This window comes from Pseudoalteromonas sp. NJ631, from assembly GCF_000276645.1.
Lineage (GTDB): Bacteria > Pseudomonadota > Gammaproteobacteria > Enterobacterales > Alteromonadaceae > Pseudoalteromonas > Pseudoalteromonas piscicida.
Genome location: NZ_AKXJ01000015.1, coordinates 24,386 through 42,120 on the forward strand (window position 1 = coordinate 24,386; position 17,735 = coordinate 42,120).

At 45.4% G+C, this 17,735-nt stretch carries 24 protein-coding genes; all 24 read left to right on the forward strand.

What is annotated here, in order from left to right:
- The first annotated feature begins 10 nt into the window (after positions 1-10).
- The 24 genes from A587_RS0119380 to A587_RS25380 all read left to right on the forward strand — a co-directional run bounded on the left by A587_RS0119380 (position 11) and on the right by A587_RS25380 (position 17,649).
- Positions 11-1,975: a DUF4815 domain-containing protein gene (locus A587_RS0119380; protein ID WP_017218929.1), complete on the forward strand. Its 1,965-nt coding sequence runs from the start codon at positions 11-13 to the stop codon at positions 1,973-1,975.
- Positions 1,972-3,168: a hypothetical protein gene (locus A587_RS0119385; protein WP_017218930.1), complete on the forward strand. Its 1,197-nt coding sequence runs from the start codon at positions 1,972-1,974 to the stop codon at positions 3,166-3,168. Before A587_RS0119380 ends, A587_RS0119385 begins: the two co-directional genes overlap by 4 nt.
- Positions 3,169-3,176: 8 nt before the next feature.
- Positions 3,177-3,398, forward strand: a complete 222-nt coding sequence (locus A587_RS0119390) for a hypothetical protein (RefSeq protein ID WP_017218931.1) — start codon at positions 3,177-3,179, stop codon at positions 3,396-3,398.
- 20 nt (positions 3,399-3,418) lie between these two features.
- Positions 3,419-4,900, forward strand: coding sequence for a hypothetical protein (locus A587_RS0119395; RefSeq protein ID WP_017218932.1), 1,482 nt, complete (start codon positions 3,419-3,421; stop codon positions 4,898-4,900).
- A 9-nt stretch (positions 4,901-4,909) separates the two neighbouring features.
- Entirely contained in the window at positions 4,910-5,329 is a 420-nt protein-coding gene (locus A587_RS0119400; protein ID WP_017218933.1) for a hypothetical protein, read from the forward strand.
- 164 nt (positions 5,330-5,493) lie between these two features.
- Positions 5,494-6,399, forward strand: a complete 906-nt coding sequence (locus A587_RS0119405; RefSeq protein WP_017218934.1) for a baseplate assembly protein — start codon at positions 5,494-5,496, stop codon at positions 6,397-6,399.
- Entirely contained in the window at positions 6,396-7,076 is a 681-nt protein-coding gene (locus tag A587_RS24230) for a phage tail protein I (RefSeq protein WP_017218935.1), read from the forward strand. The genes A587_RS0119405 and A587_RS24230 overlap by 4 nt, the downstream gene beginning before the upstream one ends.
- Positions 7,027-7,572, forward strand: coding sequence for a phage tail protein (locus A587_RS24235; protein ID WP_082086250.1), 546 nt, complete (start codon positions 7,027-7,029; stop codon positions 7,570-7,572). The genes A587_RS24230 and A587_RS24235 overlap by 50 nt, the downstream gene beginning before the upstream one ends.
- On the forward strand, positions 7,572-8,237 hold the full coding sequence (locus tag A587_RS0119420) for a hypothetical protein (RefSeq protein ID WP_017218937.1): 666 nt from the start codon (positions 7,572-7,574) through the stop codon (positions 8,235-8,237). The genes A587_RS24235 and A587_RS0119420 overlap by 1 nt, the downstream gene beginning before the upstream one ends.
- On the forward strand, positions 8,237-8,671 hold the full coding sequence (locus tag A587_RS0119425) for a hypothetical protein (RefSeq protein WP_017218938.1): 435 nt from the start codon (positions 8,237-8,239) through the stop codon (positions 8,669-8,671). Before A587_RS0119420 ends, A587_RS0119425 begins: the two co-directional genes overlap by 1 nt.
- Positions 8,668-9,564 carry a hypothetical protein gene (locus A587_RS0119430; protein ID WP_017218939.1) on the forward strand — a complete coding sequence of 299 codons (897 nt, stop codon included), beginning with the start codon at positions 8,668-8,670 and terminating at the stop codon, positions 9,562-9,564. Before A587_RS0119425 ends, A587_RS0119430 begins: the two co-directional genes overlap by 4 nt.
- Before the next feature lie 148 nt (positions 9,565-9,712).
- Positions 9,713-10,621: a baseplate assembly protein gene (locus A587_RS0119435; RefSeq protein ID WP_232288094.1), complete on the forward strand. Its 909-nt coding sequence runs from the start codon at positions 9,713-9,715 to the stop codon at positions 10,619-10,621.
- Positions 10,614-11,723, forward strand: a complete 1,110-nt coding sequence (locus A587_RS0119440; protein WP_017218941.1) for a phage tail protein I — start codon at positions 10,614-10,616, stop codon at positions 11,721-11,723. Before A587_RS0119435 ends, A587_RS0119440 begins: the two co-directional genes overlap by 8 nt.
- Positions 11,723-12,475, forward strand: a complete 753-nt coding sequence (locus tag A587_RS0119445) for a phage tail-collar fiber domain-containing protein (protein WP_017218942.1) — start codon at positions 11,723-11,725, stop codon at positions 12,473-12,475. The genes A587_RS0119440 and A587_RS0119445 overlap by 1 nt, the downstream gene beginning before the upstream one ends.
- 9 nt (positions 12,476-12,484) lie before the next feature.
- Positions 12,485-13,324, forward strand: coding sequence for a hypothetical protein (locus tag A587_RS0119450; RefSeq protein WP_017218943.1), 840 nt, complete (start codon positions 12,485-12,487; stop codon positions 13,322-13,324).
- A gap of 1 nt (position 13,325) precedes the next feature.
- Positions 13,326-13,562: a phage tail assembly chaperone gene (locus A587_RS0119455; protein ID WP_017218944.1), complete on the forward strand. Its 237-nt coding sequence runs from the start codon at positions 13,326-13,328 to the stop codon at positions 13,560-13,562.
- Between the two features lie 78 nt (positions 13,563-13,640).
- Positions 13,641-14,219 (forward strand): hypothetical protein, encoded by a 579-nt coding sequence (locus A587_RS0119460; RefSeq protein ID WP_010378386.1) that lies wholly within the window; start codon positions 13,641-13,643, stop codon positions 14,217-14,219.
- Complete coding sequence (locus A587_RS0119465; RefSeq protein WP_017218945.1) at positions 14,216-14,905, forward strand: phage baseplate assembly protein V; 690 nt, start codon at positions 14,216-14,218, stop codon at positions 14,903-14,905. The genes A587_RS0119460 and A587_RS0119465 overlap by 4 nt, the downstream gene beginning before the upstream one ends.
- 1 nt (position 14,906) lies before the next feature.
- Positions 14,907-15,104 carry a hypothetical protein gene (locus A587_RS0119470; protein ID WP_017218946.1) on the forward strand — a complete coding sequence of 66 codons (198 nt, stop codon included), beginning with the start codon at positions 14,907-14,909 and terminating at the stop codon, positions 15,102-15,104.
- 9 nt (positions 15,105-15,113) lie between these two features.
- Positions 15,114-15,449, forward strand: coding sequence for a GPW/gp25 family protein (locus A587_RS0119475; protein WP_017218947.1), 336 nt, complete (start codon positions 15,114-15,116; stop codon positions 15,447-15,449).
- A gap of 135 nt (positions 15,450-15,584) precedes the next feature.
- Entirely contained in the window at positions 15,585-16,748 is a 1,164-nt protein-coding gene (locus A587_RS0119480) for a phage tail sheath subtilisin-like domain-containing protein (RefSeq protein ID WP_017218948.1), read from the forward strand.
- Entirely contained in the window at positions 16,748-17,257 is a 510-nt protein-coding gene (locus A587_RS0119485; RefSeq protein WP_010378397.1) for a phage major tail tube protein, read from the forward strand. The genes A587_RS0119480 and A587_RS0119485 overlap by 1 nt, the downstream gene beginning before the upstream one ends.
- Positions 17,258-17,260: 3 nt before the next feature.
- Positions 17,261-17,518 carry a phage tail assembly protein gene (locus A587_RS0119490; protein ID WP_017218949.1) on the forward strand — a complete coding sequence of 86 codons (258 nt, stop codon included), beginning with the start codon at positions 17,261-17,263 and terminating at the stop codon, positions 17,516-17,518.
- Positions 17,519-17,523: 5 nt separating this feature from the next.
- A complete protein-coding gene (locus A587_RS25380; protein WP_017218950.1) occupies positions 17,524-17,649 on the forward strand; it encodes a hypothetical protein in 126 nt (41 codons plus the stop codon).
- Positions 17,650-17,735: the final 86 nt, after the last annotated feature.

Sequence of the window (17,735 nt, forward strand, 5' to 3'; positions counted from 1 at the left end):
GAAGAAAGCAATGATAAAAGATTATTACCAGCAGTTTGATCCTGCAAAGCAATACAGTCAGCTATTGTTTCGAGCGAGTAAAGGGTTGCAAAGTCGTGAACTTAACGACCTGCAACTGCAGTCTCAGCACCATGTAAAAGGCATCGCTGATGTATTGATGAAAGATGGGGATGTGGTTAAGGGGGGCGAGGTAGTTATCGACCAAGCTCATGCCGTTGCAACCATTGGCGCATCCTCAGTATATTTACAAGGCGCGGTACATGATGTCGACACTAAACAGTTAGCGATTGCGCTAAATAAACTCGAAATTGTCGGGGTGTGGTTAGCAAAGGAAGTGGTGACAGAGCTTGAAGACTCAACACTTAGAGATCCAGCCATTGGCGCACACAATTTTGACGAAGCGGGTGCCGCGCGACTGAAAATCTCGGGCCGTTGGGGACTGAGCGACAGCCTTGACTATCCCAATAGCGACTTTTTTCCTGTTTACCAAATCGATCATGGCACGCTTATCGTTAAGCAGCCGCCGCCACAACTAGACTCAATTACCAGCGCGCTTGCGCGTTATGACCGAGAGTCAAACGGCGGGAGTTATGTGGTGAGCGGGCTCAATGTTAGCTATCGAGAGAGTACGGCAAGCCACCAGCACTTTAATGTGCAAGAGGGAAAAGCGCATATCAATGGCTATGAAATAGCGTTTAACACCGCACTGCCTGTTACGCTGCCGAACGACCCCGATGTGCGTGAGGTGATCAATGAGCCAAGCCGATTTAGCGCCAATGCCCAAGGCGCTATGCGAGTCGATTTAGACTTTGCACCGGTGCAGCGCATTGATCAGGTGACCGCAGAGGTGCAAAAGCGCACTTCTCTGACTCGAGGCCACGCGCAAACCGGCCAAAATACCGATCCCTTTGATGATGACTCTGTCATTGAAATTTTGCAGATCTCGCAAGGTGGCATTGAATATCAGCAGGGTATCGACTTTATCTTTACCCGTAATCATATTAGCTGGCGTGATGGTGGCAATAAGCCAGCTTCAGGCACGTCGTATGACGTGGTTTATACCTATCGCCGACTTATTGAAGTTGATGCCGACGAAACCGGGTTTTGGCTTGAGCAACAGTTAAACGAGGCTGAAGAAATGCTCGAAAATGGCCTTGTGGTCGTCGATTATCACTGGTTTATGCCACGTATCGATCTGCTCGTACTTACCCCCAATGGTCATGTTGAACGGATCAAAGGTGCACCCGACAGAATCAACCCGCAAGCGCCTTTAGTGCCTCATCAACACCTGGGGCTTGCCCAAGTGCAGCAACATTGGGGGAGTGCGCCACCACATATCCAAAATATTGCGATTGAAGCGGTACAAATGACAGATCTTGCGTTGATGCAACAGCAGATCTCAGATTTATACCAATTGTTGGCCATTGAACGCCTACGTAACGATACCAATGCCCAGTCACCAGCTAGCAAATACGGTGTATTTGTTGACCCGTTTTTAGATGACGATATGCGCGATATTGGACTTGAACAAAGCGCTGCTATTGTGGATGGCGAACTTATGCTGCCAATGGCCGCAGAAATAACTCAATTGTTACAACCACAAGTCCAGACATTATCGTATGAACTCGAAGATGTCTTAGTACAAGAAAGCCGTACTGGGGAGATGAAAATTAACCCGTATATGGCATTTGAACCACTGCCTGCGGATGTCACGTTAACCCCAAGTGTTGATCATTGGACACAAACCCAGACTCAGTGGACAAGCCCTATTACTCGCAGGTTAACTAGCGGTGGAGGGCGTGTTCGTCGCGTTATTACTCAAACGAGTACTGAGCGAGTTGGTGTGCGCCGTCAGCAAGCCGAGTTCTTGCGCACTCGGTGGGTCAACTTTGCTATTTCTGGGTTTGATCCAGGTGAGCAACTGGACTCACTGTTATTCGATGGCATTGAAATTATTTCAGAGGTGCAAGCATGATCCAAGCAAATACACGCGGTGAATTAGCTGGTCGATTTAAAGTGCCAAATAATGTTCCCGCCGGAACTAAACTGGTGCGATTTATTGGTAAGCAAGGTTCAGCAGGAAGCGCTAGTTATACAGGTAGTGGCGTGATTGAAGTGGAAACATTGAGGCGCGTAAATAGCATTATTACTCAGCGTTTTGACCCACTCGCACAAACCTTTATTTTGGAGCAATCGCGATTTATTGCCGGTGTTGAATTATGGTTTACCGCCAAAGGACAGGAGGCGGTAGAAGTACAAATTCGTGAAGTAGTACAAGGTATTCCTACACAAACCGTGCTGGCAAGTAGCAAAATAAGCAGCGATGAGATAAGGCTAAATGACCAACCGACACTGTTTACCTTTACGCCAACCTTTTTAAATGCCGATCAGGAATATGCGCTGGTTGTGTTAACTGATGGGGCTGAGCACAGTGTTGCTATTGCTGAGCTGGGTAAGCTTAATCAGGCGCACAACTGGGTTACCTCGCAGCCGTATCAAGTTGGGGTGTTGTTATCATCAAGCAACGCTAGCACCTGGACGCCACATCAGGATAAAGATCTCACATTTAGGTTAAAGGCCGCCAAATTCACTGAGCAAAGTAGACGAATTGAACTCGGCGAGGTCGAAGTTGAACAAGTAACGGATTTAATGCTTTTAGCTGTAGTCCAGCGCCCAAGTGCAGATACTCAAGTTACCTTTGAACTCACGTACCCTACTGGCAATAAAGAAAAAGTGCTAAGCGTTCAAGAGTGGCAACCAAGTACGCTTGGAGAAACCATAACAGGCAAGGTTAAGGTCGCTGCTGTATTGACGGGAACACAAAGCCTAACGCCAGTACTTTTTGCAGGCAGCCAGTGCGTTCATGGGCAAGTCGCGCAAACCGGAGACTATATCTCTCGTGAGCTGCGCTGTCGTTTAGGCGGTGACTTAACGGTGAGCTTTGAAGCAAATATTCAAAGCCACTCAGAAGTACAAGCCTTGATGCAAAAAGCGGATGTTTGGCTACCGCTTGCACTAGATAGCAGCTCAGTGCTGAGTGATGGTTGGCAGCAGTTCAACTACACCTTTAACGGTGTAGATACCGCGACGACACGCGTAAAATTAGTACTGAAGGGGACTCCGGCACAGCGCCCTAGAGTACGAAATCTCCGTACATTTACCTTGTAGGAGAAATTGTGGACATCAACCAATTTACTCCATTTCAGCAATATCCACTCCCTCACCCAGATAATCTGCTTGAACAAGACGTACAGCGATTGATCAATGCGCTTAGGGCAGTTGATGCAGATATCCACCAGCAGCAATTGGCACATCAACAAGCTCAAGTAGATATCGACAAGCGCTTCAGACGGCTTCGGCTCAATCAAGTGTTGGGTGAAACCCTGCTACCAATTTAAAGGATTTATAAGAGGAAATTATGGCAACAATTCAACAAGCCGTTCAGGTAATGGTCGACAAACTGGTCGCTGATATGAATGGCAGCACTCCGCTGAGTGCAGAGGAGCAAACCTTAGTCACGAATGCAATTGCACGGCTCACAGATAACGCCAAGCTTGAGCAAGCCGTTGTAGCCGTTGCACAGGAACATTTGGATGACTCAACCCAGCTATTGCAACAGGTTGCAACCTCAGCGATTAACAATATTGATTCTGCTAAAGCTGATTTAACCGCGTCGACCGCTGAGCTGGTTACCAGAGCGGCAAAACTGGCGCTATTGGATCAAATAGCTCCATTGACGCAACAAATTAATGAAGTGGTCGAGAACAACACTGCAGCAACACCAAAAACCTTATTCGCAATAAAAAATATTGATACGGCGAATAGTCATGCTAATTTTCGCCGCTCCACATCGGTTTTGGCTATCTATAATAGTGATGGTACTTCCTATCTCACTCGACCAAGTTATACGGTGAATGCAGCAACGGACACATGCCGGTTAGATCATTTACAAATTAGCCAAGATGGCACGTCATCCACCGTACTAAAATCAAGCTTTGTCCATAATAATGCCTTTGAGCAAAACCCTGCGACTAAGGTGTATCAACACGGATCAAGTGCCATTGTGCCACTGGGGTTAAAAGCACAACCTAATGATGTTAGTTTTGAAATCGTATATAGCACCCAAGAGTCTCTGTCAGCGAATGCGACGGAGTATGGTGGTATATTTGTTTTAGGGCAGGGATTTACCTCGCGTACTTTGCCAAAGCAAGATCTCAATGCCCGAGATAAATTTGGTATTCCAACACGGTCCAGTTACAACCATAACGAGGTAGCTGTGTTGTATAACAACCAAAAGCACTGCTTAGTGGTTATCGACTCGGGTACTAACTTGGTTGTGGAAAAATATCGTGACGGCAACCACATTACTAATATTGCCATTGCGAATGCAGCTGAATATCAGAATTATGTGGATAGCGGTGACTTTACAACGATGGTATTTATCGCAAATACCTTAGCACAGCCGTATGGAATAAATCGCTATAACCATAGCGAAGGGGCGATGTCGAACTATTCATATAATTACTACGGTTACTTTGGTCTACTTGGTAGTGAAGTAAAAATGGCAGGTGATAAATTCAACGCACATTATCTCTTCACAGAGGAGCAGAAGCTTCAGCCGATCAATTATATTTTTACCAGTAATAGTGAGCCATACCGTACACAAAGTTCAAATGGTACTGAGAATAGTGAAGGTGAAGTGAATGTGGTCATGGAAACACTAGATGGCGAGTTACTGAGTTCGTATTGCTATCGTTCTAAGGCCGATAGCTTAGGATACGATGGGGGCGTAATAGCAACAGCCATTCAAGCGATGAATCCATACTCACATATCGGTGTTATCAATGAACACTACCTATATAACCAGTATGGCCTTGCCCGAACCTGTCGCGCGATTTAAGGAGTAAAAATGAATATTTATTACGACAATAATAAAGGGATGTCTATTGCGGGTAACTTTTGGTTGGTACACCCGAAAACGGGTGAGCAATGGGATAAAGAGTCGGTAGCACAATTTATAACTGAAGCTCAGTTAGAGACTGAAGAAAACTCTGAAGTTGAGTATTTAAAGCTGCAAGTCATTACGCGCATAAAGCAACTCGCTTATAGCAAATTGCAATCGGAGCAGTGGCGAGTAGAGCGCGCAAAAGAGCGCGAGTTGAGTGAGCGGTTGAACGGTAATGAAGAAGGTGCAGCAACAGAGCGTGCAAACCTACTAGACATTTTGCAGCAAAGAGAAGTGGTGCGTGAAAAAAGCGGTGAGTTAGAAGCAGCGGTGCTTAGCCTTACTACTCAAGCTGAATTACTACAGTTTGTGATTGCGTTCTAATAATTTCAAAGCAGGTCAGGATTGACCTGTTTTACTCCCTAAAAACCAGTAAGATAGACCTATGCTTGAGAAAGTTAACAAGCACACAGGTTTCCAATCTCCAAAGCCCACAAGCAAGAGTTTGCTGTGGGTTTTTTATTTTCTGTTTAGTACCGGAGAGTGCAATGCCATCATCTCAGTTAATTGATTTATCTAAGCTAACACCTCCAGAGCTATTAGAAAATCTGGAATATGAACAAATTCTGGAGCAGTTAAAAAGTAAATTGAGCGAGTTAGTTCCAGATGTTAGTAAGACACTAGAGCTAGAATCAGAGCCTTTAACACAGTTACTCAATACATTTGCATATCACAGCATGCTGCTTAAAGGACGAATAAATGACACCGTCAAAGGTAACTTGTTGGCGACAGCAACAAATAGTGACCTAGACCATATTGCAACACGTTATGGTGTAAGCCGTTTGCCAGAAGAGTCAGATGAACGGTTTAGACACCGAATACAACAAGCATTCCATAGTCTAAATACGGCTGGAACAGCTGAAAGTTATCGCTATCATACATTTTCTGCAGATAGTCGCGTCAAAGATGTTCATGTTACAAGTCCTTCACCTTGCCATGTAGTGTTGACCATTTTAAGTCATGAATCAACCAACGGTATACCTTCAGACGCACTACTGAACAAGCTCAGAGCAACGTTTGGACTCAAAGCAGATGCGGCTGATACCGTATCTGATGTGCTTGCATTGCAAAAAGTGCGGCCCATTGGTGACAGAGTTGAAATTGTGCCAGTGACAGTGAAGCCCTATACCATCAATGCCCGAGTGCAACTAGCCCCGGGACCAGGCAAAGCACAAGTTAAAGCACAAGTGTTGGCCAATTTAAAAGATTTCTTTGCACAAACTAGTGTCATGGGCACTGCGATAAAGCGCTCAGCACTGTTTGCCACTTTATATAGTAGCGGTGTGGAAGATGTCGTACTCGCTGGACCGAGTGAGAATGTCATAATTGCGAGCCATGAAGTCCCTTGGTGTGAAAATGGCATCGCTGGCGTGATATTTGAAGGTGATGTGTGAGTGATAGTAAACCAGTACACCGAGGAACTGAGCTGATTGAGCAAATACAAGCCACTCAATCCCCAATTTTTACTGTGCTGAATGGAGCGGCAAATTGCCTAGAAACATTATGGCAACCTGAGACTTGCCCAATCGAATTATTACCTTGGTTGGCGTGGAGCCAAAGTGTTACGCAGTGGGATGAGCAGTGGCCAGAGCCTATAAAACGGCAGATCATTGCGCAAAGCTATGAACAACACAAACACCTTGGGACGCGTTTTGCCATTATTAACGCGTTAGCGCCTTTTGGATATGACACCCGTATAACAGAATGGTTTGAACAAGTACCCAAAGGCCCTGCCGGGACAATCGCTATTGATGTTGCGGTGTCTGATAGGGGGCTCAATGAGTCGTTATATCAGCAGATATTTCAAACCATCTCAGCGAATAAACGCCATAGTATTCAGTTTAATTTATCGCTCAGTTTATTATCTACAGCAAAAATTCAGCTGGCTTCAGCAGCGCTATTTGGTGCTTCTGTCACTGTGTATCCATACTATGCCAGCGAGATTGTAAGCAATACCAGTATGCGCCTTGTGGTAGCCAGTCAGTCTTGCAGTTATACCAATATTTACCCTCGGAGTAGTTATGCCCCAACCACAATACTGGACCATGCTGACACCAGCGGGTCGCGCTAAAATAGCCAATGCCATTGGTACTGGCGTTAAAATCAACTTAGTCAAATTTGCCGTGGGTGATGGCAATATTTTACCGGATGCGGAGCATCTCACGAGTGAGCGATTTAGAGGACTGATAAATAGCTCCAAAACGCTAGAAAACAATCCAGCGATGCTTGAGATCATCGGTATTGTCCCTGCCTCGGAAGGTGGGTTTTATGTTCGTGAAGCCGCTTTTTACACTGAAGACGATCAAGCATTTGCTATTGTTAAATACCCTGAAACTTACAAGCCAAGTATTGAAGACAACGCCAGTGCTGAGCTTGGAATAAAAGCGGTGATTGATGTGGTGCAGTCAGAAATGGTGAATTTAAAAATAGATCCATCTATGGTGTATGCCACGCAAGACTATGTAAATAATGAAATTAATAAATTTGTAGGCTTACTGTCTCTTGATGGTGGCGCATTTTCTGATTCTTACCCCAATGTTCCCTCGTTAGACGGAGGCAGTATTTAATGTCGAACAAAATTCAGTTTAGGCGCGGACCTGCGGCAAACCGCACCAATGTCACGCCGAGTAATGGTGAACCAATATGGTTGACCGACAGCAAAAAACTATTTATCGGTGATGGCACAACCCCTGGAGGGGTGGATATTTTCACCACCCTTGGTAGTGCTATTCATCGTGATGCAGGTAGCGGCGCAAACCATGTGTTGTTGCTAGACAGTACCGGTAAAATTCCTGAAAATGTGTTACCCAGTCTCGCAATAGGTGAGCCGTTTGAGGTCGCCAGTCAATCTGCCATGTTAGCGCTAAATGCACAGCCTGGTGACTTGGCGATTCGCACCGACGAGAACAAATCTTATATTCTCAAGTCGACACCTGCGAATGTATTAGCAAACTGGGTGCTGCTGCGCACACCAACAGATAATGTTTTATCTGTAAACGGTAAAACAGGGGCTGTAACGGTTAACAAAGCAGATGTTGGCCTAAGCCAAGTTGATAACTTATCGAAATCACAGCTGTTTACTTCACCTATGTTCACCGGTACGCCAAAATCACCTACACGGGCACGCTCAGATAATAGCACCAATATTGCAACCACCGCTTGGGTACGAGACTGGGTTAGTTCATTAGGTCTCGCTGTTGAAGGCGGCGATATTGACGGGGGAGTATTTTAATGGGGCGACGGATCCAATTTAGAAGAGGCCCAGAAGCAACACGATTACAAACTGTACTTGGCAACGGCGAACCAGGATTTTCGACAGACACAAAGCAGCTTTATGTCGGTGATGGAGAAACGCTTGGTGGTGTGCCGGTTTTGATGGGGTTTTATCAAGTAGTTGAAAACGACATGGGGGCGGTTGCAGGTGGTACATATTTGTTTGCAACGGCTTGTACCTTACATTTGCCACAAACAGCGCCTGAAGGTTCACATATTACGGTGAAGCTACTGAGCAATGCGGGGGCAAGTAAAGCATCTCCTGCCAAAGTGTGCCCCCCAAGTGGGCAATCAATTGGGCGTGGTGAGGAAGCGGGAGCCGAATATCATATGACAATACCGAATACACAACGTGACTTTATATTTGTACAAGGAGGGTGGATTTTAGCATGAGTAATGTATTAACTGATTATGACGATACAAGTAGCGATTTCCCTTTCTATAAGCCAAAGTCAATCGATTTGAAAACCGTTGGAGATTTGCAGAACCAATATAAAGATCGAACTTATATAAACAACCCGTATCAAAAAGGCCATTGTTTGTTTATAGCCCATAATGCAGTTTACTATTATCATGAAACTACTGAACTATGGCAAAAAATCTATTCGGAAGACAGTAATGGTGTACTTCAAAAAGACGTATTTTTTTATCAATTAGATGGTCAAAATTATGTCTTATTGACGTTTAAAGAGCGTAATACTGCGTCGGAGTTTTCAACAGTAGTCTCTGTCAATTTAGTAAATGGTCGAATTGTACGTTCTTTGTCACTGCCAATAGAGCACTATTTTGGCTATTTTGTAGTTCAAAATAATCAACTGTATTTATCGGGTCAAATTGCAGGCAGGGGTAAGAAAATCCCTGTAGATTTGACAACGCTGACTATTGATATTGAAGCAGCTGAAGATTATGGTTTTGGCAGAGGACCTCATGGTTTTGTCAATGGTTTAGTGTCTCTACTTCAATGCAAACCTGATGAGGAGTTTGGTCAGCTAAAGGTTGAGCTAAGGTTTGGCCCTGAATTTCACTTAAACTCCGCAACAAGTCCAGTAAAAACTTTCATCTTACCTTATCGTGTATTTATGCCATTTAGTACCATGCGATTGAATCCAAAGGTTATCTCATTTGATACGGTTGCCATGCTCGGAGATAGACAGAATGAACCTAGCGATCTTATTGGTAGGGATGTGCCTATTTCAAAGGTATATTGGCCAATATCAGAAATAGATAATTGGCTGGCAAGTATTATTGAATATTATACAGGTATTAACTTATGGGAATGGGACTAGGAATTTACTATATGTCTCCAACCGGTCAGGATTGACCTGTTTTACTCCCTAAAAACCAGTAAGATACACCTATGCTTGAGAAAGTTAACAAGCACACAGGTTTCCAATTTCCAAGACCCACAAGCAAGTATTTGCTGTGGGTTTTTTTATGGCGCAAAGCGAGGAGGTGATGATGGCATTTGAGCGATTGGACTTATCGCAGTTGCCCATTCCTAAAGTATTAAAATCCTTAAACTTTGAGCAGCGTCTAGAAGCATTAAAGCAAGCATTGCTGCAAAAGGATAACGCACTCCAAGAAGTAGTAAATTTGGAAAGTGAACCCTTGACTAAATTGCTAGAAGTCATGGCATATCAAGGACTGACTCAGCAAAGCATGCTAAATGATGCAATAGAAGCGAACTTGCTCGCGAGTGCTTCAGGGAGTGATTTAGACGCAATCGCAGCGAGGTTTAATGTTGCCAGGCTTGGGAATGAGGATGATGAGCGTTTAAGAGCGAGAACGCAACTGGCGTTTGATGGACTGAATACCGCAGGGAGCGCGGCTTCTTATCGCTTTCATGCATTGTCGGTGAGTAATGAGATTTGCGATGTGCAAGTTCATAGTCCGAGGCCATGTGAAATAGAACTAACCGCCTTGAGTCGAATAGGGAAAGGTACACTAAGCGCGGAGCTGCTGAATAAATTACACATCGCCTTTACCCCTGAATCGTCAACACAGCCTGAAGTCTCTAAAGTGAGACCGCTTGGCGATAGAGTCACAATCAAGCAGCCACAGATATTGACGTTTAACATTGAAGCGGAACTTGAGATTTTACCTGGCCCGTCGCCTGAGGTGATTGTGGACAGTGCCTCGGCCGCGCTCGACGCTTACTTAACTGAAAGACGTCAGCTTGGTCGGCAGATCACGCGAGCGGGCATTAGCAACGCTTTGTTTTTGTCCGGTGTTGAGAACATCAAGTTGGAGTCGCCAAGTGAAGACATTATACCTCTAGATATTGAGGTGGCGTATTGTCAGCAAACGGATTTGCGAGTAAAGGTGAGGGGGCAGGATGACTAAGCTTTTACCTCATAATGCGTCAACGCTGGAGCAGTGGTTAGCAGAGCTGCAAGCCAAGCCTCGAACTATCCGAGCAGGTTTATTAGCGGCCTTAAAACTTGAACAGCGCAGCGATGACGAGCTAGTAGAAATCGCGCGTTATCTCTCATTGACTGAGGTCGGCTGCCTTGATTTACGCAGCGCAATTAAACGCTTATCAAGCAATAAATTGCTGCCAATTATTTACTCTCACGTGTTTTTCCCAAGAGATGCACTTGAGCGGCTAGCGATAAGTGTCGGACTAAGTGGACTCTCCGCCAAGGATGATGAAGCACGAACCCAATTGCGTGATGCCTGTGTGCTGAACGATACACGGCTGCTCTTAACGAGTCTTTGGCAACCGGAGCTTTGTCCTGAGCCTTTACTGCCTTTTTTGGCTTGGAACTACTCAGTGGATGAGTGGGATGAACATTGGTCTGTGGCGATTAAACGCCAGGTCATTACGGATGCGTTCACGGTTCATCAGTGCAAGGGGACCCCATTTGCGTTACAAAAAGCGCTCGATAGTCTCAATATTGAAACCGAGATCAAGGAATGGTGGCAGCAGGAAGGTGGTTTGCCTGGCACTGTGCAGATCTGGGCGCTTATTAATCAGAATTTGGACGACCGACAACAAGGATTGTTGACCTCCCAGATGCTCAAGCGTATTCGCCGTGTGGTAAACGCAGTGAAACGCGGTGCTATCCATGTTGATTTACAATTGGGTATTGCACTTAAAGAGCAAATTGGTGCAGCAGGTATTGGCAAAGCGCCTTTGGGTTTGAGCAATACCCAAGTGTTGGGGTTAGGGGTAAAACCTGAGCAAGGCAAAGTCGCATTAGGGGCATGTGGCCATATAAATTACTATGGCTATCAAATGTTAAATACCGAAGGCGCAGGCGTTTTACCTAATGAAACGCAGGTGAGCTTGGATGTGTTTGCGGTTGCAAAACAGCTGAATGCACAAATGCATACCAGCCAAGGAATGGGCATTCATCCTGATGAGTTAATGCAAGGAGTGGTACTCGCCAGTGGTATGCACCGACTTCAATATCAACATTATCATTTACAAGGAGCGACTTAATGTCTGCACTAACGCTGCAGTTTACCCATGCGGGACTTGATGCCCTGCTCAGCGCTCAAGCGCGAGGCTTTAAGGGGCAAATCAGCCATATGGCGTTTGGCGATGCCGCTTATACGCCATCACAAAATCAAACTGAGCTACGCAGCCTTAAAGAGCGTGTAGCTATTGCCGACAGCGACTATCAAGACGGTGAAAGTACGAGTCTTAAAATTGCAGGTAAATTCGACGCACCTCTTGAATATGCCATCAGAGAAATTGGTGTTTATTTAGATAGCGGCGAAGTAGACGCAAGCGGTGAGCCGGAGCTGATTTTGCTGGGGGTTTACTCAAAAGCCAACACCACACTTGGCTATCGTACACCTGACGTCAAAGTACTACAGTGGTTAACGTTAAGTTTGGCACAACTGCCTAGTGAGAGTATCGAGGTAAAGCTGGGGGTCGACAATCTTAATCTGATTGTTGACAAAGAGTTGGCCGAAATGACGCTAACGCAGCTAGATACGATGCATCGGCAAATCAAGCAAGAATTTCGTTTGCAACAACAGGAAACAGCGCTAAGTGAGCTGAAACAATTGCTCACCAGTGAAGTGTCAAGATTAGATACAACACATGCCGCTCGGCTAGATAATCGCGTAGCAGCATTCCATGGCTTATTTAACGCAGAACTTGCCAATGTGACGACGGTACAGCTAGACACCATGAACCGCCAAACCAATCAAGAAATTAGATTAACCAATCTTGAGCATCAATAAGGAAACACTATGTCAAATGACAATTTAACCATGACGGAACGCCTGAGTCAGGTTGCCACACGTGCCAATGCACTGTGCCAAACTGTTGAAGATCAGGTTGGAATTATTCAAAGTACTTTATCGGAAACCGTTTCACATACGAAAAATGAGGTAGCTGGTGAAATTACGAGTATTAATAATCAATTAGAGCAAGCCGAAGAACAGTTTGATCAATGGAAAGGTCAATATACTCAAGAAATTAACGGTTTGCCAATTACTGTAAATGGTAGTGAAAAGAGTTTCTTTTTTAGAGGTTACTTAAGTGCAGGTAGCTATTCTTCAGACGCAACAGGCCCTGATTCTGACTTTCCAAGATGTGGTACACCTAAGCCTCCATATTACGTAAATATGTTGGAGTTTGATGCTTCTGGTACTAATCAGACTTTTGGTGAAATAGGTGACTGGTTTTCTATCGATTGTGTGATTTCACATAGAGGGATGATAGCTTCTGCTGGGTATGGTAATCACTTTATATTTACAGGCACGACGAGCAATGATTGTGTTTCCGGTTTACTGGAAATCAAGAAGGTATCTCAGAATGGCGCAATAAAGTTATATATTTCAGAACCTGATTTTGAAGATCAAGAGATTGCAATAGATAAAGAGCTTGAAGGTTCAACTATTCCTATATTCTTTAGAAGAATCAATCAAGGATATGGAAAGGGAGTAGCAAGGATCTCCTTAAAAATTGATACAAGATATCACTGTGGGGCATCGAGAGCTATTGCTGTCAGTGCAAAATACAGCTCAGACAAGGGTCAACCTTGCGTAGAACGCTTAACTCATACACAACCTTCATGGGAGCAATAAAATGGACGTAAAGACATTAAGCTTAGATACGGATTTTTCGGAATTCGATGAATGGGAAACAACGAGAGCTTTGCGTGATGCCTACCTCAGAGCTACGGATTGGATGGCATTAAAGTATCAAGAAATGGATGGTCAAGTACCTCAGCCTTTAAAAGACTATCGTCAGGCTTTGCGAGATTTGCCTCAAAGTTTTGAATCTCCGGATCAGGTCGTTTGGCCGACAAAACCTGAACTCTAAAATCCCTAACCTTCTTTCGGGCGTTTCGTCCATCTTCGGCTTTTCAATCTAGCCAATTTATAATTTGAGAGCACAACTATGCATCGACAAACCTTGATAGCTAAGGTGTTGGCGTGCCTGAGTGCCGGTCTGTCTGAGCTTGCTCAAGTTGATTTACTAAAAGCAAGCCAGCCACAACCGGATTTAACAGAGCGTGCACAGCTTACCCTTATCCCAATCGCTGAGCGACAAGCCAGTGAACTGCAAGCGAAAGGCGCCGACAAAGGCGTGACTTATGGGCCTGCGTACAATAAAAACCTGAGCCCAAATGCACTCGACAGACGAGTGATGACTTTGCAGCTTGAACTGGCGCTTGAAGAGGCTGATGCCTCTGCGTTGATAGCGCGGTTGGATAACTTGGTCAGTGCCGCTGAGGCTTCGATTATAAAGGACGAAACGCCCGTCCCTTGGCAACACTTTATTTGCGAAAAAAGCAGTTTTAGTTATAGCAACCAAGTCAATTCAATGCTCGCTAAGGCGACGTTGACTTGGCAGTTTTATTACCAAGTTGAGTACCCCGAGGAGGCCGGTGTTGAGGTAACAGAAGTGTATCTTGGCCCGCATGGTGGCGAGCATCGCTTAATTTACAAAACCCCAGAAGAAGGACCGATAGCGTGATAGCCAATCAACATTTTTCAGACTTAGCCATGTCCGACTTACAGCAGCGTCTTACTAAGTTAATTAGCCTAGGAACGGTGCATGAAGTGGACTACGAAACGGCGACCGTCAAGGTCAAAATGGGTGATTGGATCACGGCAAAGTTACCTTGGCTAACGGCGCAAGCTGCTCATGATATGACTTGGCAAGCACCTGAAGTAGGTGAGCAAGTGATGGTGTTATCTCCTTGTGGAGATACTTCCCAGGGAGTGGTACTTGGCAGCTTGTATAGTCAAAAATTTGCGCCAAAACAATTGGGAGTATCGCCTGAAAGTCGCCCTGATGTTCATAAGGTTCAATATCAAGATGGCAGCTCAATCACGTATGACCGAAAGAGTCATCGTTATCTGATTGATATTCAAGGAGCGGATGCCACTGTGGATGTGCTTTCAGCAGGGACGCTGAATATTACAACAGCCAAAGACATCCGAGTAGAAACACAAGCTAATGCGACCGTATTGAGTGCAAAAGATGCAACTTTGAAGTGTGATGGGAGTGCTTCTGTTCAAGCGGGGGGGGACGTCAGTGTTGAAGGAGCAAGTATTGCTCTTAATGGTGGCTCCCCTTGTGTGACTACGGCACATGTTTGTCATTTTACTGGCAGTCCTCATGGTGACGGCTCATCTACAGTTACAGCGGGGAAGTGACATGGCATTAGATGCAAATGCATTAGAAAACATGATCAAAGCGGAGCTTGAAGCTGAGGGTTTTGTGTTGGCAGGTGCGCATGCAGGAGCTGGCAAACTGGCTACTGCGATTGCTAAAGCCGTAGTTGAACATATGACTCAGGCTGCGGAGGTTCCTGTATCAGGAGGCTCCAGCGCGGGTATTTACAAAGTGACTTAAGGAGTCGTCATGATAGGAATGAATGCCAAAACGGGCAAGCCGCTCGGTGGTGTTGAGCATCTAAAACAGAGTATTCGCGATATTGTGACCACACCGCTTGGGAGTCGCGTGATGCGACGCGATTATGGCTGCGGCTTATATGAGCTTGTAGATAGGCCTTTTTCTCACTCTTTGGTGGGGGATATTACTATGACCATCGCCAATGCACTGGAGAAATGGGAACCACGCTTTCAACTTGATGGTGTTGCAGTACACCCAGCAGGAGAGGGCAAGTTGTCTATCGAAATAAAAGGATTGTATTTAATCAACGGGGAGCCTGTCACCATCGAGGGTATCCAAATCTAAGTCATTTTTTATCCACCTTATCCGTAAAGGATAAGGTCAACAAACGCTAATTTTTATGAAGTTATTAGGGCCATACAAGGCAGCTTGTATGGCCTTTTTTATTCTCTAACTGACATGTCTTTAAAGGAGATAACTATGTCAAAATTTCTACACGGTGTAGAAGTCATTGAGGCGCAATCCGGCACGCGTCCAATCAAAACAGTAAAAAGCTCAGTAATTGGTGTGATTGGTACTGCACCTAGTGCAGATCCAGAAAAGTTTCCACTTAACACACCTGTATTGGTTGCTGGTAAACGAGCTGAAGCTGCACCGTTGGGTACAGAAGGAACACTACCAGCGGCAATGGACGGTATTTTTGACCAAGCTGGTGCGGTAGTCGTTGTGGTTCGTGTCGATGGCGCTGATGAAGCGGCAATTATGTCAAACATGGTTGGCGGTGTGGCAGCAGACGGTTCTTATGAAGGTGTGCAAGCTTTTCTTGGTGCTGAGTCAGTACTTGGGGTAACACCACGTATTCTTGTGGCGCCAGGTTATGCGCATCAACGCCCTGAAGGTAATCGTAACCCAGTCATCACAGAACTTGTGAATGTGGCTGAGCGTCTTCGTGCGGTTATCATCGCAGATGGTCCAAACACAAACGATGAAGATGCGAAAGCATATCGTGCCGACTTTGGTTCGCGTCGTGTGTTCGTTGTTGACCCTCATGTCAAAGTATTCCGCGATGGCAAAACAGAAGTTGAACCTGCAAGTGCACGTGTTGCGGGCATGATTGCTAAATCGGACAACGACCGAGGCTTTTGGTGGAGCCCAAGTAATACCAATATGAACGGTATTGTGGCAACTGCGCGCCCAATCGACTTCCAGCTGGGCGATGCCAACGCGCGTGCGAATATGCTGAACGAAAAAGAAGTGTCGACCATTATTCGTCAAAACGGCTTTAAGCTTTGGGGTAACCGTACTTGTTCTGACGACCCTAAATGGGCATTCCTGTCAGTGGTACGTACCGCAGATATGATCAACGACTCACTACTGCGTGCGCACATGTGGGCGGTTGACCGCAATATCACCAAAACTTACATCGAAGATGTTACGCAAAGTGTGCAGTCGTACCTTGATAGCTTAAAAGCACAAGGTGCAATTCTTGGCGGTCAAATTTGGGCTGATGAAGAGTTAAACACACCGGCCAATATTCAAGCGGGTAAAGTGTATTTTAGCTTTGACTTCACGCCGCCAACACCGGCTGAGCACATCACCTTCAAGAGTATTCTAACTAACAACTACCTAGAGGAAATCGTATAATGGCAATCTCTCCAAAAATTCTTAAAAAATTCAAGCTGTTTGTAGACGGTAAAGGCTATCTAGGTATCGCTGATGAAATCCAGCTACCAAAAGTAACCGTAAAAACTCGCGAAGTGACGTCGGGTTTTCAAGCGCCGGTTGAGCTTGATGTTGGCCAACTTGAAAAGCTAGAAGGCACAATCACGTTACTTGAATACAACGCTGACATGATGAAGCTACTTGGCGATTGGAGCGGTGCGACAACGCCATTAACGGCTCGTGGTGCAATCCAAGCGCAAGGCGAAGCGCCAGTACCTGTAGTGGTAACGCTTGAAGGCTTCTTCAAAGAAGTGGATATGGGCAGCTGGAAAGATGGCGAAGAAGCTAAGCTTACGCTGCAATATGCAATTCAGAAGTACAAGCTACAGATCGGTCAAGATGTGATTTACGAAATTGACCTATACAACGACGTTCGTACCGTTAATGGTAAGGACCAAATGGCAGCACTTCGCGCAGCAATCGGAGCTTAATCCATGAAAGAAATCATTACCTTAGCATTCCCAATTACGGTCGGTGGGCATGAGTATGCAGAACTGACAATGAGACGACCAAAAGTACGCGATCGGTTAATGGTGGATAGAGCGGATATCAGCGAGTCTGAAAGCGAAATTCGTTATTTCTCGCACTTATGCGAAGTTTCTCCAGATATCATCGAAGAGCTTGATTGGAGTGATTTTGTGAAGCTGCGAGAAACGCTACAAGCTTTTCTCGTGTCCCGCCAAAGCGCTTAAAAGCCATGGTTATCGCTCTGGCCAAATATACTGGCTGGGGCTTGGCCGAACTCAACGCGCTGACCGAAGATGAACTCATCGAGTGGTTTGAAGCAGCGCTTGATTACAAACAAGCGACAGAAGCGGGCTAAACCGATGACCGCAACCGCCCCTTAACCCTTTAAGGGGCGCATTTCCATACTTTTAGACGCTTTAGCTTAGGCCTCAGCTTAAGCTA

Coding starts and splice junctions, on each gene's coding strand:
- A587_RS0119425 (WP_017218938.1), top strand. CDS start 8,237: ATGGGGCGACGGATCCAATTTAGAAGAGGCCCAGAAGCAACACGATTA.
- A587_RS0119480 (WP_017218948.1), top strand. CDS start 15,585: ATGTCAAAATTTCTACACGGTGTAGAAGTCATTGAGGCGCAATCCGGC.
- A587_RS0119380 (WP_017218929.1), top strand. CDS start 11: ATGATAAAAGATTATTACCAGCAGTTTGATCCTGCAAAGCAATACAGT.
- A587_RS0119475 (WP_017218947.1), top strand. CDS start 15,114: ATGATAGGAATGAATGCCAAAACGGGCAAGCCGCTCGGTGGTGTTGAG.
- A587_RS0119430 (WP_017218939.1), top strand. CDS start 8,668: ATGAGTAATGTATTAACTGATTATGACGATACAAGTAGCGATTTCCCT.
- A587_RS0119470 (WP_017218946.1), top strand. CDS start 14,907: ATGGCATTAGATGCAAATGCATTAGAAAACATGATCAAAGCGGAGCTT.
- A587_RS0119450 (WP_017218943.1), top strand. CDS start 12,485: ATGTCAAATGACAATTTAACCATGACGGAACGCCTGAGTCAGGTTGCC.
- A587_RS0119435 (WP_232288094.1), top strand. CDS start 9,713: ATGGCGCAAAGCGAGGAGGTGATGATGGCATTTGAGCGATTGGACTTA.
- A587_RS0119385 (WP_017218930.1), top strand. CDS start 1,972: ATGATCCAAGCAAATACACGCGGTGAATTAGCTGGTCGATTTAAAGTG.
- A587_RS0119485 (WP_010378397.1), top strand. CDS start 16,748: ATGGCAATCTCTCCAAAAATTCTTAAAAAATTCAAGCTGTTTGTAGAC.
- A587_RS0119400 (WP_017218933.1), top strand. CDS start 4,910: ATGAATATTTATTACGACAATAATAAAGGGATGTCTATTGCGGGTAAC.
- A587_RS0119405 (WP_017218934.1), top strand. CDS start 5,494: ATGCCATCATCTCAGTTAATTGATTTATCTAAGCTAACACCTCCAGAG.
- A587_RS0119460 (WP_010378386.1), top strand. CDS start 13,641: ATGCATCGACAAACCTTGATAGCTAAGGTGTTGGCGTGCCTGAGTGCC.
- A587_RS0119445 (WP_017218942.1), top strand. CDS start 11,723: ATGTCTGCACTAACGCTGCAGTTTACCCATGCGGGACTTGATGCCCTG.
- A587_RS0119490 (WP_017218949.1), top strand. CDS start 17,261: ATGAAAGAAATCATTACCTTAGCATTCCCAATTACGGTCGGTGGGCAT.
- A587_RS0119420 (WP_017218937.1), top strand. CDS start 7,572: ATGTCGAACAAAATTCAGTTTAGGCGCGGACCTGCGGCAAACCGCACC.
- A587_RS25380 (WP_017218950.1), top strand. CDS start 17,524: ATGGTTATCGCTCTGGCCAAATATACTGGCTGGGGCTTGGCCGAACTC.
- A587_RS0119455 (WP_017218944.1), top strand. CDS start 13,326: ATGGACGTAAAGACATTAAGCTTAGATACGGATTTTTCGGAATTCGAT.
- A587_RS24235 (WP_082086250.1), top strand. CDS start 7,027: ATGCCCCAACCACAATACTGGACCATGCTGACACCAGCGGGTCGCGCT.
- A587_RS0119395 (WP_017218932.1), top strand. CDS start 3,419: ATGGCAACAATTCAACAAGCCGTTCAGGTAATGGTCGACAAACTGGTC.
- A587_RS0119440 (WP_017218941.1), top strand. CDS start 10,614: ATGACTAAGCTTTTACCTCATAATGCGTCAACGCTGGAGCAGTGGTTA.